Source organism: Cupriavidus sp. 8B (assembly GCF_054589115.1).
In genome coordinates this window covers 1-22,705 of sequence record NZ_BAAILO010000100.1, presented here as the reverse complement: position 1 = coordinate 22,705, position 22,705 = coordinate 1, and the positions used below count along the sequence as shown (strand labels likewise).

19 protein-coding genes and 2 pseudogenes are annotated in these 22,705 nt (G+C 68.1%); 2 read left to right on the top strand and 19 right to left on the bottom strand.

Annotated features, from left to right (window positions below; genetic code table 11):
- Positions 1–2: 2 nt before the first annotated feature.
- From ACYP5B_RS10535 to ACYP5B_RS10480, 12 genes are all read right to left on the bottom strand, one after another.
- Positions 3–845: a FecR family protein gene (locus tag ACYP5B_RS10535; protein WP_459569547.1), complete on the bottom strand. Its 843-nt coding sequence runs from the start codon at positions 843–845 to the stop codon at positions 3–5.
- Positions 829–1,431, bottom strand: coding sequence for a sigma-70 family RNA polymerase sigma factor (locus tag ACYP5B_RS10530; protein ID WP_400092082.1), 603 nt, complete (start codon positions 1,429–1,431; stop codon positions 829–831). Before ACYP5B_RS10530 ends, ACYP5B_RS10535 begins: the two co-directional genes overlap by 17 nt.
- Positions 1,432–1,561: 130 nt before the next feature.
- A complete protein-coding gene (locus tag ACYP5B_RS10525; RefSeq protein ID WP_459569546.1) occupies positions 1,562–3,292 on the bottom strand; it encodes a glycosyltransferase family 39 protein in 1,731 nt (576 codons plus the stop codon).
- Between the two features lie 35 nt (positions 3,293–3,327).
- Positions 3,328–6,393 carry an efflux RND transporter permease subunit gene (locus ACYP5B_RS10520; protein WP_459569545.1) on the bottom strand — a complete coding sequence of 1,022 codons (3,066 nt, stop codon included), beginning with the start codon at positions 6,391–6,393 and terminating at the stop codon, positions 3,328–3,330.
- Positions 6,390–7,445, bottom strand: a complete 1,056-nt coding sequence (locus ACYP5B_RS10515) for an efflux RND transporter periplasmic adaptor subunit (RefSeq protein ID WP_459569544.1) — start codon at positions 7,443–7,445, stop codon at positions 6,390–6,392. Before ACYP5B_RS10515 ends, ACYP5B_RS10520 begins: the two co-directional genes overlap by 4 nt.
- 65 nt (positions 7,446–7,510) lie before the next feature.
- Positions 7,511–8,866, bottom strand: a complete 1,356-nt coding sequence (locus ACYP5B_RS10510; RefSeq protein WP_459569542.1) for a TolC family protein — start codon at positions 8,864–8,866, stop codon at positions 7,511–7,513.
- Entirely contained in the window at positions 8,863–10,182 is a 1,320-nt protein-coding gene (locus tag ACYP5B_RS10505) for an ATP-binding protein (protein ID WP_400092073.1), read from the bottom strand. Before ACYP5B_RS10505 ends, ACYP5B_RS10510 begins: the two co-directional genes overlap by 4 nt.
- Positions 10,179–10,850, bottom strand: coding sequence for a response regulator transcription factor (locus ACYP5B_RS10500; protein ID WP_318238452.1), 672 nt, complete (start codon positions 10,848–10,850; stop codon positions 10,179–10,181). Before ACYP5B_RS10500 ends, ACYP5B_RS10505 begins: the two co-directional genes overlap by 4 nt.
- Positions 10,851–10,895: 45 nt before the next feature.
- The gene (locus ACYP5B_RS10495; RefSeq protein WP_150984604.1) at positions 10,896–11,693 is read right to left on the bottom strand and encodes an ABC transporter permease; all 798 of its coding nucleotides are present in this window, start codon (positions 11,691–11,693) and stop codon (positions 10,896–10,898) included.
- A complete protein-coding gene (locus ACYP5B_RS10490; RefSeq protein ID WP_459569541.1) occupies positions 11,690–12,358 on the bottom strand; it encodes an ABC transporter ATP-binding protein in 669 nt (222 codons plus the stop codon). Before ACYP5B_RS10490 ends, ACYP5B_RS10495 begins: the two co-directional genes overlap by 4 nt.
- A complete protein-coding gene (locus ACYP5B_RS10485; RefSeq protein WP_459569539.1) occupies positions 12,355–12,969 on the bottom strand; it encodes an undecaprenyl-diphosphatase in 615 nt (204 codons plus the stop codon). The genes ACYP5B_RS10490 and ACYP5B_RS10485 overlap by 4 nt, the downstream gene beginning before the upstream one ends.
- 97 nt (positions 12,970–13,066) lie before the next feature.
- Positions 13,067–15,445: a TonB-dependent siderophore receptor gene (locus tag ACYP5B_RS10480; protein ID WP_459569538.1), complete on the bottom strand. Its 2,379-nt coding sequence runs from the start codon at positions 15,443–15,445 to the stop codon at positions 13,067–13,069.
- A 79-nt stretch (positions 15,446–15,524) separates the two neighbouring features.
- Between ACYP5B_RS10480 and ACYP5B_RS10475 the strand changes: the two are divergent.
- Positions 15,525–15,917: pseudogene (locus tag ACYP5B_RS10475) on the top strand (MFS transporter); the annotation flags it as partial.
- 40 nt (positions 15,918–15,957) lie between these two features.
- Here ACYP5B_RS10475 and ACYP5B_RS10470 read toward each other — a convergent pair.
- From ACYP5B_RS10470 to ACYP5B_RS10440, 7 genes and pseudogenes are all read right to left on the bottom strand, one after another.
- Positions 15,958–16,398 (bottom strand): response regulator, encoded by a 441-nt coding sequence (locus ACYP5B_RS10470; RefSeq protein WP_459569537.1) that lies wholly within the window; start codon positions 16,396–16,398, stop codon positions 15,958–15,960.
- Positions 16,399–16,455: 57 nt separating this feature from the next.
- Complete coding sequence (locus tag ACYP5B_RS10465) at positions 16,456–16,752, bottom strand: XapX domain-containing protein (RefSeq protein WP_400092066.1); 297 nt, start codon at positions 16,750–16,752, stop codon at positions 16,456–16,458.
- Between the two features lie 50 nt (positions 16,753–16,802).
- Positions 16,803–17,243, bottom strand: coding sequence for a DoxX family protein (locus tag ACYP5B_RS10460; RefSeq protein ID WP_459569536.1), 441 nt, complete (start codon positions 17,241–17,243; stop codon positions 16,803–16,805).
- A gap of 16 nt (positions 17,244–17,259) precedes the next feature.
- Entirely contained in the window at positions 17,260–19,125 is a 1,866-nt protein-coding gene (locus tag ACYP5B_RS10455; RefSeq protein ID WP_459569535.1) for an amidohydrolase, read from the bottom strand.
- A gap of 136 nt (positions 19,126–19,261) precedes the next feature.
- Positions 19,262–20,083: an alpha/beta fold hydrolase gene (locus ACYP5B_RS10450; protein WP_459569534.1), complete on the bottom strand. Its 822-nt coding sequence runs from the start codon at positions 20,081–20,083 to the stop codon at positions 19,262–19,264.
- A gap of 48 nt (positions 20,084–20,131) precedes the next feature.
- Positions 20,132–20,818 carry a hydrolase gene (locus tag ACYP5B_RS10445; RefSeq protein ID WP_400092058.1) on the bottom strand — a complete coding sequence of 229 codons (687 nt, stop codon included), beginning with the start codon at positions 20,816–20,818 and terminating at the stop codon, positions 20,132–20,134.
- A gap of 198 nt (positions 20,819–21,016) precedes the next feature.
- Positions 21,017–21,598: pseudogene (locus ACYP5B_RS10440) on the bottom strand (MBL fold metallo-hydrolase); the annotation flags it as partial.
- Between the two features lie 334 nt (positions 21,599–21,932).
- On the opposite strand from ACYP5B_RS10440, the gene ACYP5B_RS10435 reads away from it, so the two are divergent.
- Complete coding sequence (locus tag ACYP5B_RS10435) at positions 21,933–22,502, top strand: response regulator transcription factor (RefSeq protein WP_459569602.1); 570 nt, start codon at positions 21,933–21,935, stop codon at positions 22,500–22,502.
- The last annotated feature ends 203 nt before the right edge of the window (positions 22,503–22,705 follow it).

Sequence of the window (22,705 nt, the reverse complement as noted above, 5' to 3'; positions counted from 1 at the left end):
ACTCAGCGAGAGCTGATGTCGATGGCGCCATCCGCTGCGCGGGTCATGCTGATCGGCAGGATATCGGGCAGCGCATCGACCAGGGATTCCATGTCATTGATGCGGTATTCGCCTGAGAGGCGCAGGTTGCCGGCACGGTCGTCGCGCAAGCGGATCGGCGCGCGGCGGTAGCGCTGCATCTCGGCCACCACCTGGCGCAGCGGCGTGCCATCCAGCACCAGCTTGCCGTCGGCCCAGGCCACGATGTCCGCCCCGAAGCCGGCCGGCACGCCGAGCTGTCCAGCGCTGACGGACATGGCCTGGCCGCCGGCCAGCAGCGTACCCCGGTTGCCCGCTCGCGGCGACACCTCAACCGCGCCTTGCACCACCGCCACGCTTACCGTGGCGCCATCTCTGCGTACATTGAACACGGTGCCGATATCGCGGATCTGGGCACCGGCCGCCGTCACCACGAAACTGCGCCACCCATGCGCAACGGTAAACATGGCTTCGCCTTGCTCCAGCCGCAGGCGGCGGCTGCGCAAGTGGTTCTCGACGACGAGCGCCGAGGCGGTGTTGAGCTGGATGCGGGTGCCGTCGCGCAGTGTCCATTCGCTGCGCTCGCCAATGCGCGTGGCCAGGTGCTCGGTCTGCCAGGCCGGATCGGCAAGCCATAGCGCGCTGAAGGCCAGGGCCAGTGCGGCCACTGCCTTGATCGTGCGCGATCGCCCCCGGCGGTACGCGCGGGCCTCCTTCAGCAGGGCATCCTTGCTGGGGAAGTACGGGCACAGTTCGTCCTTGAACGGCGCCAGCGGATCGGCGGGCGAGGGCGGCATCTTGCGTGCGGTGCTAGGCGGCTTGTCCATCTGGCGGCCTCACGGTGGCATTGGGTGGTATCGCGGCGGGCATTGGCCGCGCCGCAGGCAGCGCGGGGGCCATCACGGGCAGGTCCAGTGCCGGCCTGAGCGTCTGCATGGCGCGCGCCATGTGGCGGGCCACCATATTGCGCGTGATGCCGAGCGCGCTGGCTACCTCTTCTTGCGTCATGTCGTGCAGGCGGTGCAGCAGGAAGACCTGGCGGCAGCGTGTCGGCAGGGATTCGATGGCCTTGCGCAGCGCCTGGATCTGCTGCGCAAGGTGGAGCTGCTGCGCGCCATCGCCCTCGTGACCTGGCAGCTCGGGCAGTTCATCAACCGAGACCACGATATTCGCATAGCTGGACTCGGCGCGCTGGCGGTCGATGGCGCGGTAGAGCGAGGCGCGCCGCAGAAACGCCAGCGGCTGGCGGGCCGTTTCGCGCGCAGGGCGCTCCAGCAGTTGCACGCACAGGTCGTGCACTACGTCGCGCGCGAAGCTGCGGCCGGAGAAACGGCGCCGCACGTGCTCAACAAGGTCCTCGTAATGCCGGACCAGGGTTGCGAGCAGATTCTGGTTATCGGGATCGGAGGGCACCGCGCGTGAGAAGGGGTCTGGAACAAGGGAAGGGTTGGGTGCGGATTATAAATGATAATCGTTACTATTTGTGCGCCAGCCACCATGAGAAGCTGGATGGCGTGATGTTCTGAATACGCCTGAGTCGCGCTCAGCGGCCAGGCGAAGGCGGCACCGGAAAATTGGCCACCACGATACGCCGCTGGTCTTGCGCAACCAGGTGCATCGGCACCTGCCGCGTGGTCAGCTCGCGATAGGTATCGGCGGACATGATCGCCAGCGCCGGCGGCCCCTCGCGCCAGCGCGCGATAAAGCTGTCGAGCGTAGGCAGCCATTTCTGCGGCTCCTGCTGGGTGCCGAACTCCAGCTCGTCGGGGTGCTCCACCATCACGGTGGTATGGCGCAGGTAGAACGGCAGGGTATGGTCCAGCGTGCGCACGCCATAGATCGGCATGTCGTCCTTGAGCACCGCCCGGATGGCCGGCACCAGGCTGGCGCCCGAGGCCGCGCCGCCGATCGATTCGTGTCCGAGCAGCGCGGTGGTAAAGCCCGTGAACAGCGCTAGCGTGTAGACCAGGATGCTCGGCATCAGGCCGTGGGTGCGCAGCAGCCGGCGCGCCAGCCACAGGCCCGTCAGCATAACGACAAACGCAGTGGCCACCCAGACCGCGTAGCGGCGGTAGTCTGCGGTCGCGGTATGGTTGGAATGCAGCGTGGCCACCACCGGGCTGGCCAGCAAGCCGATCGCCATGATCACCAGCATGGCGTTGAGTTGCCGGCGCCAGCCCCGCTCGTCGATGCGCTCTAGCGCCATGGCTGCCAGCATGCCCAGCGCCGGGAAGATCGGCACGATATAGCCGGGCAGCTTGGAGCCGGACAGGCTGAAGAAAACAAAGATCGCAACGGCCCACACGGCCAGCAACAGCGCCGGCCGGAACGGCCGCACCGCCGCCACGCGCGCCGCGGCGCCATCCTCGCGGACCACCTCCCACATGCGCGGCGCCAGCCCCAGCCAGGGGACGAAGCCCGCCACCAGCAACGGCACGAAGTACCAGACCGGACCGCCCCGCGAGTGCACCGTCGAGGTGTAGCGCTGCCAGTGCTCGTGGATAAAGAAAAAATTCGGGAATTCCGGGTTGCGCGCCGACACCAGCCAGAACCAGGGCACCGTGACGATCAGCATCAGCGCGATGCCGGTGATCAGGTGCAGGCGGCGCCACAGGCCGAAATCCCGGGAGATCAGGGTGTAGATGACCAGCACGAGGCCGGGCAGGGCAATGCCCACCAGCCCCTTGGTCAGGATCGCCACGCCCATGGCCACCCAGCAGGCCCACATCCAGTAGCGCCGGGCCGCCGGCGTGGCAGCAGGATGCTGCGCCACCAGCATGAAGGCCAGCACGCAGGCCATGGCGCCGGACAGCGTCATGTCCACGGAGTTGAAGTGCGAAGCCACGCTCCACATCGGCGCGGCCACCAGGACCAGGCCGGTCAGCAGGCCGGCGCGGATGCCGTACCAACGGGTGGCCGCGAACATCGACGCGATGAGCCCGACCATGCCGAACAGCGCCACGCTCAGCCGCGCCTGCCAGTCGCCCACGTCGAACAGGGTGTACGACAGCGCCGTCACCCACATATGGAAAGGCGGCTTCTCGAAGTACTTGAGCGCGTTGTAGCGGATCGTCACCCAGTCGCCGCTGGCGAACATCTCGCGCGAGATCTCGGCGTAGCGGCCTTCATCGGAGCTGAGCAGGTGCCGGAAATCGAGCGTGCCGAACCACAGCAGCAGGATCAGCAGCCCGGCGAGCAGCCACAGGGCCGTGGGCAGGCCGGCCACCCGCCGGGCGAAGAACGCAGGGGAGCGAGAGTCGGATTGGGGATGCATCGGAACTCCGGACTGGTGTGACATGGATCTGGGCCTCAGGCGCGCGCGGCCTTGCGGTGCATCAGCGCATACAGCACCGGCATCAGCAGCAGCACGAGCGGCAACTGCACGAGCAGGCCCGCGATGATGGCGATGGCCAGCGGCTGCTGCATCTCGGAACCCTGGCCCAGCGCCAGGGCCAGCGGCAGCAGGGTGAGGATGGCGGCGAGCGTGGTCATGGCGATCGGCCGCATGCGTTGCTTGCCGGCTTCCACCAGGCTGTGCGCCAGGCCCTCGCGCGTGGGCGCGCCGTCGCCGGCCAGCGCCCGCTGCTCCGAGAAATAGAAGATCGCCACCTCGGTGACGATGCCGATGATCATGGTCATGCCCATCATGGCGGAAATGTTCAGCTCGGTGCCGGTGACCCACAGGCCGATGAAGACCGCGGACACCGACAGCAGCGACACGCACAGGATGGCGCTCGCCAGCCGAAAACTCTCGTACAGGAAGAGTAACAGCAGGTAGACCAGCGCGGCGGCCGCGGCGAACACCATCATCAGCCCGTGGAAGGCGATCTGCTGCTGCTCGTAGAGGCCGCCCAGCGCGTAGTAGCTGCCGCGCGGCAGCGCGCCCGGCCGTGCCAGCGCTGCCTTGACGTCGGCGATCACCGAGCCCAGGTCGCGGCCTTCGATGCGCGCGGTCACCGCCACCATCTGCTTGAGGTTTTCGCGCGTGATCTGGGCCTGGCCGCTGACCGGCTCCGGCGTGGCTACCCGCCGCAGCGGCACCAGGTGGCCGTCCGGCGCACGCAGCGGCAGCTCGCCCAGGCTGGCGTCGGTGGCGCGCAGCCCGGGCGGGGTCCAGAGCCGCACGTCGACCATCTTGGGCCCTTGCGCCACCGAGGTGGTGACCGTGCCCGCCAGGTAGGTCTGCAGCGCCCGCGTGATGGCGTCCGGGTCCAGTCCTTCCACGGCGGCCTTGACCCGGTCGACCCGCACATTGATGGCGTCGCCGGCGGGATTGATGCCGTTCTTCACGTCGACGATGCCGTTGATCTTGCCGATGCTGGCGGCGACCCGGTCGGCCAGCGCCGGCAGCGTGGCGGCGTCCTGGGCGAACAGCTTGATCTCCACCGGCTGCGGCACCGCGGTCAGGTCGCCGATCAGGTCTTCCATCAACTGCGCCAGTTCCACGCTCAGGCCCGGCACCTCGTGCTCGATGCGTGCGCGGATGTCCTGCATGACCTGGTCGACCGGGCGGCGCGGCCCGTTCTTGAGCCGGATAAAGAAGTCACCCTGGTTGGTTTCCGACAGTCCGCCGCCCAGGCCGGTGCCGGTGCGCCGCGAATAGGTCTCGACCTCGGGCGTGGCTGCGAGGATGCCCTCCACCTGGCGCAGCAGCCGGTCGGTCTCCGACAGCGCCGTGCCTGGCGGGGAGCGGTAATCCAGCACAAAGCCGCCTTCGTCCATGGCCGGCATGAAGCCCGAGCCCACATGCTGGAACGCGATCGCGCCGGCTGCCAGCAGCACGGACATCGCGGTGAATACCTGCCACGGCCGCGCCAGCGCGCGCGCCAGCCAGAGCCCGTAGCGGCGGTGGCACCAGGCGGTGAACCTGCCGGACGCAGCCGCCGGGCGGTGTCCGCGCAGCAGGTATTGCGCCAGCAGCGGCACCGCCAGCCAGGTCAGCAGGAACGAGATCGCCAGGCCGGAGGCCATGGTGATGGACAGCGCCTTGAAGAAGGCGCCGGTGACGCCGGTCAGCAGGGCCAACGGGGCAAACACGATCAGGGTGGCGGCGCTGGAGCCGGCCAGCGGGCGGAAGAACTCGATGGCCGCCAGCATTACCCGGCGGGGCGTGTCCTCATGGCCGCCGGTAGCGGCAGCCAGGCGCCGCTCGATATGCTCGATCATGACGATGGCATCGTCGATGATCAGGCCCACCGCGGCCGCCATGCCGCCCAGCGTCATGATGTTGAAGCTCATGCCGAACAATTGCAGCACCACCACCGTGGTGGCCAGAACCGCCGGCACCACCAGCACGGCGATCACGGTGATGCGCAAGCTGTGCAGGAACAGCATCAGCACCACGGCTGCCAGCGCCACCCCGATCAGGATGGCATCGCGCACGCTGGTGGCCGATGCGGTCACCAGCTGGCTCTGGTCGTACCAGTTCGACAGCTTGACGTCGCGCGGCAACTGCGCGGCGTAGCCATCGAGCGCGGCACGGATGTCCCGCGCGATCTGCACGCTGTTGCTGCCGGGCTGCTGGAATACCGCCAGCACCACCGCGTCCTTGCCGTCGGCGGTGACGCGCAGCCACTCCGGCCGGGTCGAGTGCTCGACAGTGGCTACGTCGTCCAGCCGCACCAGACCGTTGGTGCCGGAGGCGAGCACTGTCTGGCGAATGGCGTCGAGATCCTTGAAGCGCGTGTCCGAGACCACCAGGTAGAGCTTGTAGTGGTCCTCCAGGCGGCCCACCGCGCTGATCACATTGGCCGCGCTCAGCGCCCGGCCCACGTCGTCCATCGACAGGCCATAGGCCTGCAGCCGGCGCGGATCGACACTGACGCGGGTTTCCTCCACGGCGCCGCCGGACACCTGCACGCTTGCCACGCCCGCCACGCCGGTCAGCAGGGGCCGCAACTGGTACTCGGCCAGGTCCCGCAGCGCGGTGAGCGAGGTCCCGCTCGCGGTCAGGCTATAGGCGATGATCGGGAACACGGTCGGGTCCATGCGCCGCGTGGTCAGGCGCGTGCCGGCCGGCAACTGCGGCAGGATCTGGCCCACCGCCGCGCTGACCTGCAGCGTGGCGGCCGCCATGTCCGTGCCCCAGGCAAAATTGACCGAGACCTCGGCGCTGCCGCGGCTGGTGCGCGAGCGCACGTTGGCCACCCCCGGAATGCGGCGCACCGCTTCTTCCACCGGCCGCGTCACCTCCAGCTCCATCTGGCTGGCGGGGCGGTCGCCGGCGTCGAGCGAGAGCGCCACGCGCGGAAATTCCACCGTCGGGAACAGCGAGACCGGCAGGCGCAAGGCCGAGACCAGGCCGGCAATGGCGAGCAGCGCCACCAGGAAGAGGATGGAGCGGCGATGGCCGTGGACCCAGCGCGCGGTGCTCATCGTGCCGGCTCCGCGGCCGCCAGGCGTATTTTCATGCCATCGGCCAGCTCATAGTTGCCACGGCTCACCACCGGCAGCGCGGCGTCCAGCGGGCCGTTCACGCTCAGCGACTGGTCCTGTTCGGCCAGCACGCGCACCGCTACCCGGCGGGCCTTGCCTTGCCGCACCTGGTAGAGATAGGCGCCGGCCGCATCGTTGAGCACCGCCAGCCTGGGCACCACCCAGCCCGCTTGCTCGCCGGTGCGGATCTCCGCGCGCACTCGCATGCCGGGCACGAAATCCACCGCGGCACGCGCGGGCAGCGTGACCACGGCATCGATCAACTGGGTCTTGGGATTGATCAGGTCCTGCAGTTCGCCGATGCTGCCCTGCGCGGTGGTGGCGGGCGCCTGCAGCGGCGACAGCGTAACGGCATCGCCGGGATGCACGCGCATGCGCTCCGCCGGCTCGATGCCAAGCACCACGCGCAGGCTATCGATGCGTCCGAGCCGGACCAGCGCCGTGCCGGGCTGCACGCGCTCGCCCTGGGCCACGTTGACCGCCACCACCACGCCATCGAAGGGCGCGGCCACCACCGCGCTGGCCACATCGCCGCCCAGCTTGCGCTGCGCCTCGGCATTGGCTCGCGCGTCTGCCACGGCCTTGCTGGCCGTCTGGACCTGGCCGGCGGTGGCCAGTTGCAGCGCGAACAGCTCGCCCGTGCGTTGGGCTTCTCCCTCGGCCAGCGTCAGGGCCGCCAGCGCCTGGCGATAGGCCGCCTCGGCCATGGGATCGCTGACCAGTGTGGCCAGCGGCTCGCCCTTGGCCACGCGCTGCCCCGGCAGCACGGGCAGGCGCTGCACCTGGCCGGCGCGGGGAAAGCTGATGCTCTGCTCGCGCCCGGGCGAGATCTCCCCGAAGACGGTCATGATGAGTGGCAGGGTTGCGCTGCGGGCGGCCACGGTCGACACGCTGGCGACCACCTCGGCGCCGTCCTTGGGAGGCGGTGCTGCCGGGCGCAGCCAGGCCCAGCCGGCCGCGGCGGCCAGCGCGAGGGCGCCGCACAGGATCAAGGGTTTTCTCAAAGGGGGCATGACGAAGGGCGGCCGAAGCGGCGCATTAAGGTATTGCGTGGGACTCAGGCCGGCGGCGCGCCGGGCGGATCGCCACCGAGCAGGGCTTGCAGGCCGATCTGCTGTTCGCGCATGGCTTGCTCCAGGTCGACCCGCTCGACTTCCTTGGCCAGCACGCTCAGCTCCAGCGTGGCCAGCGCCAGCGCGTCGATGTTGCGGGCGGCAAATGCGGCGCGCATGCGCTCGCTGGCCTGGCGCAGGCCCGCCAGCGCGGCGCTGGTCTCGGCCAGCTGGCGCTGGTTGATCTGCTGCTCTGCCAGCAGGCGCTCGATCTCGGCGTTGCTGGCATTCAGGCGCTGCTGGTACTCCGTGCGCAGCTTGTCGCGGGTGGCTTGCTGGATCGCCACTTCGCCCCGGTTGCCGTTGAAGATGGGCAGGCTCATGGTGATGCCAAAGCCGCGGGTATACGTATTGCTGGTGTCGCGGGTGCGCTGCACGCCCACATTGAGGCTGGGAAACTGGCCCAGGATGGCGGCGCGGTAGCGCGCGTCCTGCGCGGCGTAGCCGGCTTGCAGCGCAAGCAGGTCCGGGCGGCGGCGCGGCAGCGCGGGCAGCAGCGCGCGTACCGCCGCAGCATCGAGCGCCGCCGGCGCCATGCCGTCCTTGAGCGCTAGCTCCGTGGTGGGGGCGATGCCGAGCAATTGGTTGAGATCGTGCCGAGCCTGGTTGACCTGGCGCTCCAGGTCGTGGATCTGCTTGTCGACATCCTGCAGCGCGCTCAGGTTGGGCGTGACCACATCCAGCGTGAGCAGGCCACGGTCCAGCGCGGTGCTGGTGCGCTGGTAGCGCTCGGCCAGCACCGCGCGCGTGCGCGCCAGCAGCGCCATGCGCCGGGCGGCGGCGTCGAGGCGGACGAACAAGATACGCGCCTGCGCCACCACCTGCCACTCCTGCCACAGCAGGTTGAGATCGGCCTGTTGCGCTTCGGCGCGGGCAGCGTCGCGCGTGCTGCCATAGGTGAGCAGGCTGCTCACCGCATAGCTAAGCGCGGCGTTGAACGCGGTGGACGTGCCGGGGCCGCCGATGACGGGGAAGTCGCGCGTCAGGTTGAACTGCGGGTCGGGCAGCAGCCGGGCGGCGAAGGCCTGCGCCTGCGACACATGCGCCCCGGCGCGGGCAATCTTGAGATCGGGATTGTTCACCACAGCCAGCATGGCCACGTCGGTGATATCAAGCCCGTTGGCGGGATCGAAGCGGTGCGCGGCCAGTGCGGGCAACGACATGCTGGCGGCGTCGACCTGCACATGCGCCGGGTCCGCGGCAAAGTCCGTGGCCGTGGGCAGGGGCTGCGGGCGATAGAGCGTGCAGCCGGCCGCCAGCAGCAGGGGCAGGCAGGCGGCCATGCGGGCAGGCTTGCTCATGCGCCGCCCTCGGGCGGGAACACCACGGCCACCGTAAGCCCGCGGCCCCCGGGTCCGTCCTCCAGCAGCACCGTGGCGCCATGGCGCGCGGCAATGCTCTGCACGATCGCCAGGCCCAGTCCGCTGCCATGCGCGTCGCTGGCGTCGCCGCGGTGAAAGCGATGGAACACATTGTCGCGCTCGGCCGGCGCGATGCCTGGGCCGGTGTCGCTCACGCCCAGCATCGGCGCGCCGTTGCGCCATTCGATACGCAGGTCGACCCGGCCGCCGGGGCTGGTGTAGCGGATCGCGTTGTCAGCCAGGTTGCGCAGCAGGATGAAGAGATCGCCGGCCACGCCGCGCACCCGGCATTCGGGCGCGCTCGCGTCCAGGCCCAGGTCCACATCCTTGGCTTCCGCCATGGGCAGCAACTCGCGCACCACCTGCACCGCCACATCGTGCAAGCGCACTTCGGCGAGCGGGGCCTGGGTGGCAGGGGCGCCGTCCTCGCTGCGTGCCAGCGTCAGCAACTGCGCCACCAGGTGGGTGGTGCGGTCCAGGCGCTCGCCCAGCTTGGCGAGTGCCAGTTTCTGCTTGTCTTCGCTGTCGGCACGCAGGGCCAGTTGCAGTTGCAGCTTGAGCGCGGTGAGCGGCGTGCGCAGTTCGTGCGCGGCGTCGGCGACAAAGGCGCGCTGGGTGTCCATGGATTGCTGCAGGCGGGCCAGCAGGGCATTGAGGGCTTCCACCACCGGCACCAGCTCCGGCGGCCAGCCGTGCGCGTGCAGCGGCGCGAGGGTGTCCGCCGAGCGGCTGCCGACCGCGTGCGCGATCTCCTCCACCGGGCGCAGCGAGCGCCTGACCACCAGGTGGATCAACAAGCCAAGCACCGGCACCAGCGCTAGGATGGGCAGCAGCGCGCCAAGCGACAGCGAGGCCGCCAGCTTGCGGCGAAACACCACCGATTGCGCAGCCTGCACATAGCGATCCCCGGTGAGCACGCCGTAGATGCGCCATTCGCTGCCGCTCACTTGCAGGTCATGAAAGCCCGGCAGGTCCGCGCGCGGCAGCTTGACCGGATGCGAGGCGTAGATCTGGCGACCCTGCACATCCCAGGCTTGCACCACGATCTCTTCGTCAAGTTCGCTACCGCCCAGCGGCGGCGTGGCGTCGCGCTCCAGATGGGGTGGCAGCATGCGCGCCGCTTGCTGCAGTTGCGCATCGAAGACCTCGTTAGCTTCGCGCCGCACCTTGAAATAAGCGGCGGCGCCCGCCACCAGGGCGCACGCGAGCATGGCCCCGAGCAGGCCGGCCAGCAACTGGGCGCGGATCGTCCTCATGCCGGGCCGCCCAGCTTGTAGCCGACACCGCGCACATTGCGGATGAAGTCGGCGCCAAGCTTCTTGCGCAGCGCGTGGATATGGACTTCCACCGTATTGCTGCTGATTTCCTCGTTCATGTTGTAGACCGCCTCGCGCAGGCGCTCGTGGGTCACAACGTGGCCGGGCTGCTCCATCAAGGCTTGCAGCACCATGAACTCGCGCATCGACAGCGCAACGATCTCGCCGGCGCAGCGCACCTCGCGCGTGGCGGGGTCCAGGCGCACCGGGCCATGCGCCAGCTCGGTGCTGACGCGCCCGGCGCTACGGCGCAGCAGGGCCCGGATGCGCGCGAACAACTCGTCCAGGTCGAACGGCTTGACCAGGTAGTCGTCGGCGCCGGCGTCCAGGCCGCGCACGCGGTCGGCGGTGGCGTCGCGCGCGGTCAGGATCAGCACCGGCAGCGCCAGCCCGCGGGCGCGCAGTTGCCGCAGCACCTCCTCGCCGGAGCGGCCGGGCAGGCCAAGGTCGAGCAGCACGGCATCGTAGGTGCCTGGCGCATTGGCGGCCAGCGCAGCATCGGCGAGGCGGCCATCCCTGACCCAGTCGACCGCGTAGCCTTCGGCCCGCAGGCCTTCCTCCACGCTTTCACCGATCATCGGGTCGTCTTCCACCAGCAGCAGGCGCATGGCAAGGGTTCCTTGGTTTGTTGTTGATTCGCTGGTGTCCCGGGGTCAACGGCGTTGCAGCCGGTCCAGGCGCAAGCGGTGGCGGTGGTCGGTCAGGCGCCGGACCGCCAGCGTGGCGGCCAGGATCACGCCCAGCATGCTGCCGCCGGCGAGCAGGAACATCAGCAGGATCTGGTACCGGGCCGCGGCGATCGGGTCCATCCCGGCCAGGATCTGGCCGGTCATGATGCCTGGCATGGTGATGATGCCGGCCGCCGCCATGGTGTTCATGGTGGGCAGCATGCCGCTGCGCACCGCCTGGCGCACGATCACGCGCAGCGCCGCATGGCGGTCGTCGCCCAGTGCCAGGCGCGCATCGATGGCGGCGCGCTGGTGCCAGACCGCGGTAAAGGCGCCATTGAGCGCCAAGCTCGCAGCGTTCATCACATTGCCCAGGATGATGCCGGCCAGCGGGATGGCGTGGCGGGCGTCATACCAGGGTGTCGGGCGCAAGGCCGTGGTCAGGGCCAGCACGGTCACCAGCAGCGTCGGCAGGCTCACGGCGGCGGCGCCGATCAGAGCGTGCCAGGGCCCCGCCAGGCGTCGCTCCTGCCGGCTGCCCACCTCGCGGGCAGCCGCTGCGATCATGGCTGCCACCGTCAACGCGGTCACCAGCGGCGACGACAAGCCAAACACCGTGCGCAGCACCAGGCCGACCAGCAGCAGCTGCACCACCATGCGGCCCGCGGCCCAGAGCAGGCTTCGGTGCACGTCCAGCGACATTGCCAGCGAGGCACCCGCGCCAGCCAGCACCAGCAGGCTGGCCAGCGCCAGGTCATAGGCTGTGAGCGGGATCGGGCTCATGCCGCCACCGCTTCCAGCCCGGCGGCGCTGAGGCGATAGTGCCGGTCCTGCAGGCGTGCCGCCTGCGCGGGATTGTGCGAGACGATCAGCAGCCCGAGCCCCTGTGCCTTGCAGTCGTGCAGCAGCGCTTCGACGGCCAGCGTGGTCTCGGCGTCCAGCGCCGAGGTCGGCTCATCCAGCAGCAGGAAGCGCGGACGGCGCACCAGCGCGCGGATCAGCGCGAGGCGCTGGCGCTCGCCGGTGGACAGGCGGCTCACGGGCGCCTGCAGGATGTCCGCGGGCAGGCGCAGCCGCGCCAGCAGCGCCTGGGCCGCCGGCACGTCCGCCATATGTTCGAGCACGTCGTCGCCCCACCAGCCGGACTCGGCCGCCACGTACATGACCTGGCGCCGCCAGGCCGGTCCGCTCATGCTCTCGCGCGGGGACTGGCCCAGCCGGACCTGCCCGCGATTGGGGTCGAGATCGGCAATCATGCGCAACAGCAGGCTCTTGCCCGCGCCGGAAGCGCCGGACAGGATCACGCAACTGCCGGGCTCGACGGTGAGGCTGAACGGCCCGCGGCCGGCGCCTTCGAGGCCGATGATGCCAAGGCTGGCGTCGGCATCGCGCGTTGACGGCAGGGCGCCAACAGCCGCAAGGGGCGGCAGCGTGTCAGTGGTTGTCATGGGTTGAGCCATCCGCGTGCGATGGGGTAGGCCAGCAGGTGTCGGTAAAGTTGCTCTGCACGCACCGTGACAGCGGCAAGCACCGGGCGCGTGAAGGCAGACGTAGCCACGGCCGCGCAGCATGCCGCTATCGCGAACGCGCCGACGATGTCCAGTGGAAAGTGTACGCCGAGGAAGACACGGGCCCAGCCCGTTAGTGCCGCGGCTACCAGCAAGCCGGTCCCGCTCAGGCGCTGGGCCCTGCCAGGCGCGCGCAGCAGGACGAAGGCCAGCGCGGCCAGGAGCGTGACGTGGTCGCTCGGAAAGGAGGGGTCGGCGGCATGCGCCAGGTAGGTGTGTCCGATGCCCGCCATGAAGGGCCGCGGCATTGGCAGCAACAGGCTGAACAAGGTCGAGCAGAGCCCGCCCAGTGCCACGGCCGCCAGTGCGCTGATCACCATCTGGCGCTCACCCGGCCGCCCGCGCAGCCAGCCGGCGGCCAGCACCAGCGGCGCGGCCGCGATCAGCGCTTCGGCGAGGAAGGCGGCCACCCACAGGCCGGCGCCTGACAGCCCGGCGGGGCCGTTCAGGTGCTGGAACAGCGTGAGGTTCAGGGCAAGGAGCGTCGGCATCGGGCACGTGGGATTCTGGCGATGCGACAAGGATAGGGCACAGCGGCTTAAGAAACTCTTAAGGCTGGCGGGCTGGCCATGCCCGCCAGCCCCATGCTCACATGTCGAACTGCGCCGACAGCCAGACCGTGCGCGGCCTGCCGGCCCAGGCGCCGTTGATGCTCGGGTCGCCGGCTGCCCAGTAGCGCTTGTCGGTCAGGTTCTGGATGCTGAGCGCAAATGTGGTGCGGTAGCTCCCCAACCGCGTGGCGTAGCGCGCACCGGCATCGAAGCGGGTGTAGCCCGCCATCCAGCTGGTGTTCTGCGCGTTCAGGGCTCGGCGGCCAACGTAATACACCCCGCCATTGAGGCTCATTCCCGGCAGCGCGCCGATCCGGTAGTCGAGGAAGGTGCTCGCTTGGAAGTTCGGCACATCGGCAATGCGCTTGCCAGCCACGGTCGGGTCGGCCGGGCTGTCTGCCTCGGTGTGCAGCAGCGCCAGGCCGCTCACCACCGACAGCGCGCCGGTTAGCCGGCCATTGGCGGTGAGTTCCAGCCCGGTATGGCGCTGGGTGCCGCCTTGCACGGTGAAGTGGTCCGCGTTCACATACTGCAGGGTCTTTTCCAGGCGGAACACTGCGCCGGTCAGCAACAGGTTGTCCGTCACCTTCGACTTCACGCCGAACTCGTATTGCCGCGTCTTCAGCGGCGGCATGTTCTCGCCCGCATTGTTGGTGTCGTAGCCGGCGGGGCCGGGCTGCTCATAGCCTTCGGCGTAGCTGACGTAGGCCGACAGGCTCGGCAGCGGCTTGAACGTCAGCGCGAAGGAGGGCGCGTTGACGCTGGCCCTTTGCTCGGTGTTCTTGCCCGAGGCGGGCATGCTGTCGTTCTTGTAGCGGATATGGCGCAGACCCATCAGCAGGTCCCACTTGGGCGACAGCGCCATCACGTCGCTGATGAAGATGCTGGGCTGGTAGTTCTTCGAGATATTCTTTTTCGGGAAGGTCAGGTTCGTTGGCTGCGGCGAGTAGACCGGCTGGTAGATATTGCCCACCGTGGTCCCAAGCACGGTGAAGCCGGATTCCACCGCGCTGAAATTGCGCGTGGAGATGCCCGCCACCATCTGGTGCCGGATCGGCCCGGTGTTGAAGTTGCCGGAGATGTAGGTATCGGTGGAGAGAACGCGGAAGTTCTGGTCCGGGTTCAGGTAGATATCGCCGGAGAGGATGTCGCCGCCGCGGCTGACGTTGTAGATGTCGGGAAATGCCGCGACCCGGGCGTTGTACGACTGCGCCACGCGGCTGGTGAGCTTCCAGTCGTCGTTGAAGCGGTAGTTGAAGTCCGCGCCGATGTTGTAGGTCTTGGTCTCGTACTGCAGCCAGGGCTGGCCCAGCAGCACGCGCGGGTTGACCGGCGACGGCAGCGTGCCATCCAGGTAAGGGCCCACCGCGGGCTGGGCGGCGATCCTGCGTTCCTGGTAGTCGAAGTCCAGCTGCAGCAGGGCTTGCGGCGTGATGCCCCAGTCGAAGGCGCCGGCAATGAACTTGCGGGACACGTCGCCGTTGTGGCCGAAGTTGCCGACCTTCTCACCTGCTGCATTGAGCCGGTAGCCAAAGCGGCCGTCGCCTAGCGGGCCGCCGGCGTCCACGCTGGCGTAGTAGCCGTCGTGATCGCGGACGGCCGCCTTGACGCTGGCAAAGCGCTCGCGGGTGGGGCGCTTGATCACATAGTTGATGGTGCCGCCCGGCGAGTTGATGCCGTACAGGAATCCCGACGGGCCCTTGAGCACGTCGATCTGCTCGATGTTTTCCAGCGGGATCTCATAGTAGGGCGCCACCGACATGCCATCGCGCCGGATGGTATTGGTCCAGTCGACAAAGAAGCCGCGAATGCGCACGGTCTCGTAAGCGCCGGCCTGGGTGGCATCCTGGATCGACGGATCGTTTTTCAGCACGTCCATCAGGGTGCGCGCGTCCTGCGAGTTCATCAGCTCGCTGTTATACGACTGCACCGAGAACGGTACCTCTTCCGGTTGCCTTTCCCCCAGTGCGCCCATGCTGATGCCGTTGCTGGCGAACAGCGATGGCCGGCTGCCCCTGATCTCCACGGGCGCCAGCTTCACATCCGGCGCCGCGGCAGCGGGCGCCGGCGCGGCGGCCGGCATCGTGATGACGAAAGCCTGTGCGCCGGTGCCCCTGGCCTGCAGCCCGGAGCCGGCAAGCAGCCGCTCCAGGGCTTCGCCCGCCGTAAGCTTGCCGCTGACGGCGGGCGCGGTGCGCTTTTCGGCCTGATCGGTGGCGAACACGATCTGCACGCCGGACTGGCGCGACAGCGCGCGCAAGGCCTGGTCGAGCGGCTGGGCGGGCAGGTTGACGTCGATCGCCGCGCCTTGCGCCCACACGCTGCTGGCCAGCATCATGCCGGCGGCCAGTGCGGCGAGTTGAGTCAGGCGGCTGGCAAAGCCTCGGCGGCGGTCGCCCCGCAGAACTGGATTCACGCTTTTCCCCTATGTCATTTGTTGTTTGACGCCCCCGGAAACTGGGGTCTTGCAGGGGGAGGCGTGGCTGCGTGGGGCGATGTTGATGTCTGTTACAAATTTATTTGGCGGGATGCCGCGTGGCGCTCGGCTTCGCCCGATCGTCGCAAAGCCCGCCATCGCCGCGTATCGCAATTGTCCGATGGACCCCGACCCGCTGATGGTGGCCCTGGTGCAAGCCGCGGGCAGCCTGCCGATGTTCCTGTTCGCCCTGCCTTCCGGGGTGCTGGCCGATATCGTCGACCGGCGCCGCTACCTGATCTTCGCGCAGCTCTGGACGCTGGCGGTGGCGGTAACGCTGGGCGTGCTGGCGCTGGCCGGCCTGGTCAACGCCCATGTGCTGCTGCTTGCCGCGTTCTTGCTGAGCACCGGCGCGGCGATGAGCTCGCCGCCGTTCCAGGCCATCGTGCCGGAACTGGTGGAGAAGGCCGACCTGCCACCGGCGCTTGCACTGAACTCGCTGGGCATCAGCATCAGCCGCGCCCTGAGCCGGGTCGGGGCAGGGCGGCCTGCGGACGCCGCTGCAACTGCCCGGCAATCTCGAGCACCAGCAGGACTACCAGCACGGCGGCCACGGCGAACAGGGCCGAGAGGCCGACCTGTCGGCGCCCTTTGCGCGCAGCTGCGCTTGCGGCGCGCTGCAGGTAGCTTTCTTCTGGGAAAGCCGTCATGAAGATGACGGGGATCGACAGCCCGCGCGTGCGCAGGGCCTCGCATAGCGCGAAGCCGTTCATCGTGGGCATCTGCACATCGGTGACCAGGCAGGAGATGGCATCGATGGTGCGGGACTGCAGCAGGTCGTTCCCGCTTGCATGGAGTTCGACATCCATGTCGATGGAGCGCAGCAGGCTTCCCAGGGCTTGTCGGACAGCAGCATCGTCGTCGACGATGGCGATGACCGGGGTAGGTGTCACACGATGGATGCTCCTTGGTTGTCAGGCTGCCGCGCTGGCTCCAGGTGCTCGCCGGACTCAGTGCGAATCGGCGGCATTGTGCGATGCTGGTGCTACTTCATTGCGGGCTGCGGTCAAGGTTGCCGGCCCAGGCGCACCAGTGATCTTGGGTACGCACTCCGCGTGGAACCAGGCAGCGGTGACGGGCTCGCCCGCCAGCATGCGCTTGATCGGCGGCACCACCTGCTCGCCGATCAGCATGCCGAGCAGCCCGATCAGCGCGACCACGGGCGGGGCGGGCGAGCGGACCTGCATCAGGGCGTAGATGATGCCGACCAGGATGCCGGCGCCAAGCGAAACGATATAGAGCTTCATTGCGTTTCCAGTGTTGAGGATGTGTTTTTGGATTGGCGGGCCGCCGTGCTTCATGCAGGGCGCGCGGCCGCGCGCCGGGAGAGGTCTTCCCACGCCACCAGCACGAAGCCGCCGACCAGGCCGATATGCTCGAAGAAGGCATTGGCCAGCATGAACTGCTCGGCCGGCGGCGCTGCCCAGAAGCGGTTGGCCAGGAAGGTGGCCATCAACGTGAAGGCGGCCAGTGCGAGCGCGCCGAGCCAGCGGTACCAGCCGCACAGGATCATCAGCGACGCACCCAGCTCGAGCACGATCACCGCGGCGGCCAGCGGCGCCGCCGGCGCGAGGCCGAAGTGCTGCATCTCGCCGATGGCGCCGGCGAAGTCCATGGCCTTGACCAGGCCGCCTTGCAGGTAGGCAGCGCACAGCGCCAGCAGGGCCAGCCAGCGCAGCCAGGACGGCAGCCGCACGGCACCGGCCGCCGGGTGAACGGTGGAAGCGGGGCGGTTCATCTCGCGTTTCCCTGGTTCAGAAGGCCCAGCACGAGCAGCCAAGCGCGCCCCAGAAGGTGCTTTCGTCCGAAGCAGGCACACCGGCGGTCCACGCGTTCGCATGGCCGTGGCCGTGCACGCCGCAGGCACTGGCGCAGCCGCAGGCGGTGTTGAGTGCGAGCGCTTTCGCCTGCGGCCGCGGCTGGTAGCCCCCGGCATGACGCACCGGCGACCAGTCCGGCATGGCGGGCGGCAGCGCCGGCGCGAGCTTGTCGAAATCGCCGTCGCCGTACACCACCTTGCCGCCCAGCACGGTCATCACCGAAGTGATGTCCTGGATCTCGTCCCCGGGCACGCTGAAGTAGTCGGCGGAGAGCACCGCCAGGTCGGCCAGCTGGCCGGCCTTGATCTGGCCTTTCTTGCCTTCTTCGGAGGAAAACCAGGTGTTGGCTTCGGTCCACAGCCGCAGCGCGGTGTCGCGGTCGAGCAGGTTGGCCTGCGGATACATCGACAGCCCGCCCACCGTCTTGCCGGTAGTCAGCCAGTACAGCGACACCCACGGGTTGTACGATGCCACACGCGTGGCATCGGTGCCGGCGCCGACCTTGACGCCGCGCTCCAGCATGCGCTTGATCGGCGGCGTGGCCTCGGCCGCGCGTACGCCGTAGCGCTCGACGAAATACTCGCCCTGGTAGGCCATGCGGTGCTGCACGGCGATGCCGCCACCCAGCGCCGCGATGCGGTCGATGTTGCGGTCGGTGATGGTCTCGGCGTGGTCGAAGAACCAGTGCAGGCCGTCGAAGGGCACGTCCTTGGCCACCTTCTCGTAGACGTCCAGCGCGCGCGAGATGGTCTCGTTGTAGGTGGCGTGCAGGCGCCAGGGCCAGCGGTTTTCCGCCAGCAGGCGGATCACCGGTTCGAGGTCGCCTTCCATCGACGGCGGCATGTCGGGCCGCTCGACGCGGAAGTCCTCGAAGTCGGCGGCGCTGTAGACCAGCATCTCGCCGGCGCCGTTGTGGCGGTACAGGTCGTCGCCCTGGCCAGGCTTGATCTGCTTGGACCAGCCGCTGAAATCGCTGAGCTCGTCCTTGGGCTTCTGCGTGAACAGGTTGTAGGCCAGGCGCACCGTGAGCTGCCCGTCCTTGTGCAGCTCCTCGATGATGTGGTAGTCCTCCGGGTAGTTCTGGTAGCCGCCGCCGGCGTCGATCACGCCGGTCACGCCCAGGCGGTTGACCTCGCGCATGAAATGCCGCGTGGAGTTCTTCTGGTACTCGGGCGGCAGCTTCGGCCCCTTGGCCAGCGTGGCGTACAGGATGGTGGCGTTCGGCTTGGCGAGCAGCAGGCCCGTGGGATTACCGGCCTTGTCGTGCACGATCTCGCCGCCGGGCGGATTCGGTGTGTCCTTGGTATAGCCGACTGCACGCAGCGCGGCGCCGTTGAGGATGGCCCGGTCGTACAGGTGCAGGATGAACACGGGCGTGTCCGGAGCCGCCGCATTCAGCTCCTCGATGGTCGGCAGGCGCTTTTCGGCGAACTGGTGCTCGGTGAAGCCGCCGACCACGCGTACCCACTGCGGCGCGGGCGTGCGCGCCACCTGGGCCTTGAGCATGCGCATGGCGTCGGCCAGCGAGCGCACGCCGTCCCAACGCAGCTCCATGTTGTAGTTCAGGCCGCCGCGGATGATGTGCATGTGGCTGTCGATCAGCCCGGGGATGGCGCGCCTGCCTTGCAGGTCGACCACCTTGGTGGTGGTGCCGGCTAGTTGCATGATCTCAAAGCGCGTGCCGACGGCGACGAACTTGCCGTCGCTGATGGCCACGGCTTCGGCCTGCGGATTGGCGCGGTCAAGGGTGGCGAACTTGCCGTTGACGAGGATGAGTTCGGGTGTGCTGGATTGGGTCATGGCGAAACTCCGGCTGGCAGCCGCCGCGCCCAGCGCAGCGGCGCCGGCGATGAACTGTCGGCGGGTCGGTGAGAGGGAAGACGGGGAGGAGGGCAGGCCGCCCCGGCCTGCCATGGGGTCGCGGGACGGCATCCTGTCAGGCGGCCAGGAAAGCCAGCAGATCGGCGTTGACCTGGTCGGCGTTGACCACGCACATGCCATGCGAGGCGCCCGGATAGATCTTCAGCGTGGCGTTCTTGACGAGCTTGGCGCCCAGCTTGGCCGAGTTGTCGATCGGCACGATCTGGTCGTCGGCGCCGTGCAGGAACAGGGTCGGCACGTCGATCTTCTTCAGGTCTTCGGTGTAGTCGACTTCCGAGAACTCCTTGATGCAGAGGTATTGGCCGTAGGCGCCGCCAGTCATGCCTTGTGCCCAGAACGCATCGATGGTGCCTTGCGAGACCTTAGCCTCGGGGCGGTTAAAGCCGAAGAACGGCACCGCCAGGTCCTTGTAGAACTGCGAACGGTTCTGCGCCACACCCTTGCGGATGCCGTCGAACACATCCATCGGCAGGCCGCCGGGGTGGGCCTCGGTCTTCAGCATGATAGGCGGCACCGCGCCGATCAGCACCGCCTTGGAGACGCGCTTGGTGCCGTGGCGGCCGATGTAGTGGGCCACTTCGCCGCCGCCGGTGGAGTGGCCGACCAGCGCCGCGCCCTTGAGGTCCAGCGCCTCGATCAGAGCGGCCAGGTCGTCGGCATAGGTGTCCATGTCGTTGCCCTTGGCGGACTGGCTGGAGCGGCCATGGCCACGGCGGTCGTGGGCGATCACGCGGAAACCGTGCTGCACCAGGAACAGCATCTGCGCGTCCCAGGCGTCCGCATTGAGTGGCCATCCGTGCGAGAACACGACCGGGCGGCCGCTGCCCCAGTCCTTGTAATAGATTTGGGTGCCATCCTTGGTCGTGATGGTGTTCATGCTGGGTGCTCCAGGCGTATGGTGGGATGCGGCGTGGCCCTGCGGCTCTCAGCGGGCCGGCACCGGGGCGATGGATTCGTGCGGCGTGGCGGTGCGCTGGGCGGCCTTGTGCACCATGGTATAGGCGTAGTCCACGCCCATGCCGTAGGCGCCGGAGTGTTCCTTGACCAGCTTCATCACGGCGTCATAGGTGTCGCGATGCGCCCAGTCGCGCTGCCATTCGAGCAGCACCTGCTGCCAGGTCACCGGCACTACGCCGGCCTGCACCATGCGCTGCATGGCGTAGTCATGCGCTTCCTTGCTGGTGCCGCCGGAGGCATCGCCAACCATGTAGATCTCGTAGTCGCCTTCGAGCATCGCGCACAGCGCGAAGGTGGTGTTGCAGACTTCGGTCCACAGGCCGGCGACGACAACCTTCTTGCGGCCGTTGGCTTTCAGCGCGTCGCGCACCTTCTGGTCGTCCCACGAGTTCATCGAGGTGCGTTCCAGTGTCTTCTGGCCCGGGAACACGTCGAGCAGCTCGGGGTAGGTGTAGCCGGAGAACGACTCGCTCTCCACCGTGGTGATGGTGGTGGGGATGTTGAAGATCTTGGCAGCCTTGGCCAGCCCAACCGCATTGTTCTTCATCGCCTGGCGGTCCATCGACTGCACGCCGAATGCCATTTGCGGCTGGTGATCGATGAAGATCATCTGGCTGTTTTGCGGAGTCAGCACTTCGAGCTTGGAATTGGCCATGATTCTCTCCTGAAGTTGGGTTGGCAAGAGCGTGCAGAAACGGTGCGGCAGCTCCCGAGCGAAGGCTAAACCTGCCGGCTGCGCATCGCCATTGTCTGTACGTATTAGTTCACTATCGTCGGGGCGTATGCGGGCTTGGTCGGCCGCGGCCGGGCGCGCGGCTCATCGGCCCGGGTCCGGGAAGTTCGTTGTGTAGTTGGCCGGAATCCAGTAGTCGGCGTCGCGTTTGCTGACATGGACGGTGGCGTTGGGAAAGGCCATGCGGCCGTTCAGGATGACGCCGCCGACATGGTCGGCGTGCAGATGGGTCAGATGCACCGCGTCGACCTGTTCGGGCCGGTAGCCGGCGGCACGCAGGTTCCCCAGCAGATGGCCGCCGTCGGCGCCGTAGAGGGCGCCGGCTCCGCTATCGATCAGGACCAGCCTGGCGCCGGTGTTGATCAGGAAGGTAATGATGGCGCCTTCCACCGGGGCCTTCAGGTGCGCCGCCGCCAGCAGCGCGTCGGCTTCGCCCGGGCTGGCCTCGGCCAGGCTTACCTGCGCCGTGCCGCCGGCTAGGCCGGTCTGTCTGGCCAACACTTGCTGCACCGGAAACGGATGGGTGCCGTCGAGCAGGGCGGTCACCTCGAAATCTCCCAGCATCATGCGATAGAAGCCCGGCGCCTGTGTACGCACCTGCGGGGCGGCGGCCAAGGCATCGAAGGAGAATACGGGTGCTATAGCGATGGCTGCGGCAAGCAGCGCGGCCGCACGCCATGCGGGAGAGGGTGCGCACGCCATGGGACGATTCCTGGTTGCCGGAGTGAGCGCAAGGCTAGGGGGAGGGGCAAGAGGCGTCTATTGTCCTTTGGTATGAGGCGGTCATGCCGGCGAGCCTTGCCCAAGGCAAGAGCCAACACAAATTCACAATGCGACCACAGCCGTGGCGTAGGCTGCCAACGGTTATGTGAACGGTTATGTGGCCTGGTTCCCCCGCACAGGAATCGATGGGATGACGCGACTGCTGGTGCTGCAGGCGCCGCAGGTACTTTTTTTGAGCGGAATGGAGAAGTGGATCGAGACATCCCAAAGCCTGGAATGCGCCGAGCCGAGTGCTCGGGACGAAGGGTTGGTGATGGTCGTCGACGACGATGCCGTGCTACGCGATGCACTGGGGAATCTGTTCCGCTCGGTCGACATGAACGTCGCACTGTTGCCGGATGTGCCTTGTTGCCTGGTCCTCGATGTCAGGCTGCGTGGCCCGAGCGGACTTGACCTGCAGGCGCGCCTCGGTCAATTGGGTATCCATGTGCCGATCATCTTCATGACCGGCCATGGGGATATTGCAATGACCGTGGCAGCGATGAAAGCCGGTGCGGAAGACTTCATGGCCAAGCCGTTGCGCGACCAGGACTTGCTCGACGCCGTATCGGTGGCGCTCGAGAAGGATCGCCGGCGGCGCGTGGGCATGCGCCAGGTCCAGATGCTGCGCGCCAGCTTCCAGACCCTGACGCCGCGCGAGCCGGAGGTGATGGCGCTGGCGGTGTCCGGGCTGATGAACAAGCAGATTGCCGCCGAGATGGGCATCAGCGAGGTCACTGTGAAGATCCACCGCGGACAGGCCATGCGCAAGATGAAGGGGCGTACCTTTGCCGATCTGGTCCTGATGGGCCAGCAGCTGGGCGTCTGCCACGCCAGAATCTAGGCCAGGCGCACCCCATGGCGGCAAGCCAGGGCAGAAAAGCCGGGTGGCCCCGGGGAATCTGTTGATGGGCATAATCATCATTTAACATAATGATGATTATGCCTGCTAGCGGTATGTTTACGGCTGTTGCGTTGTAGAGCCTTCCCAACTGGGGTCTGGCGCAACGCTGAGGATGGTCTATGGTATAGATTCCTGGGGTCTTG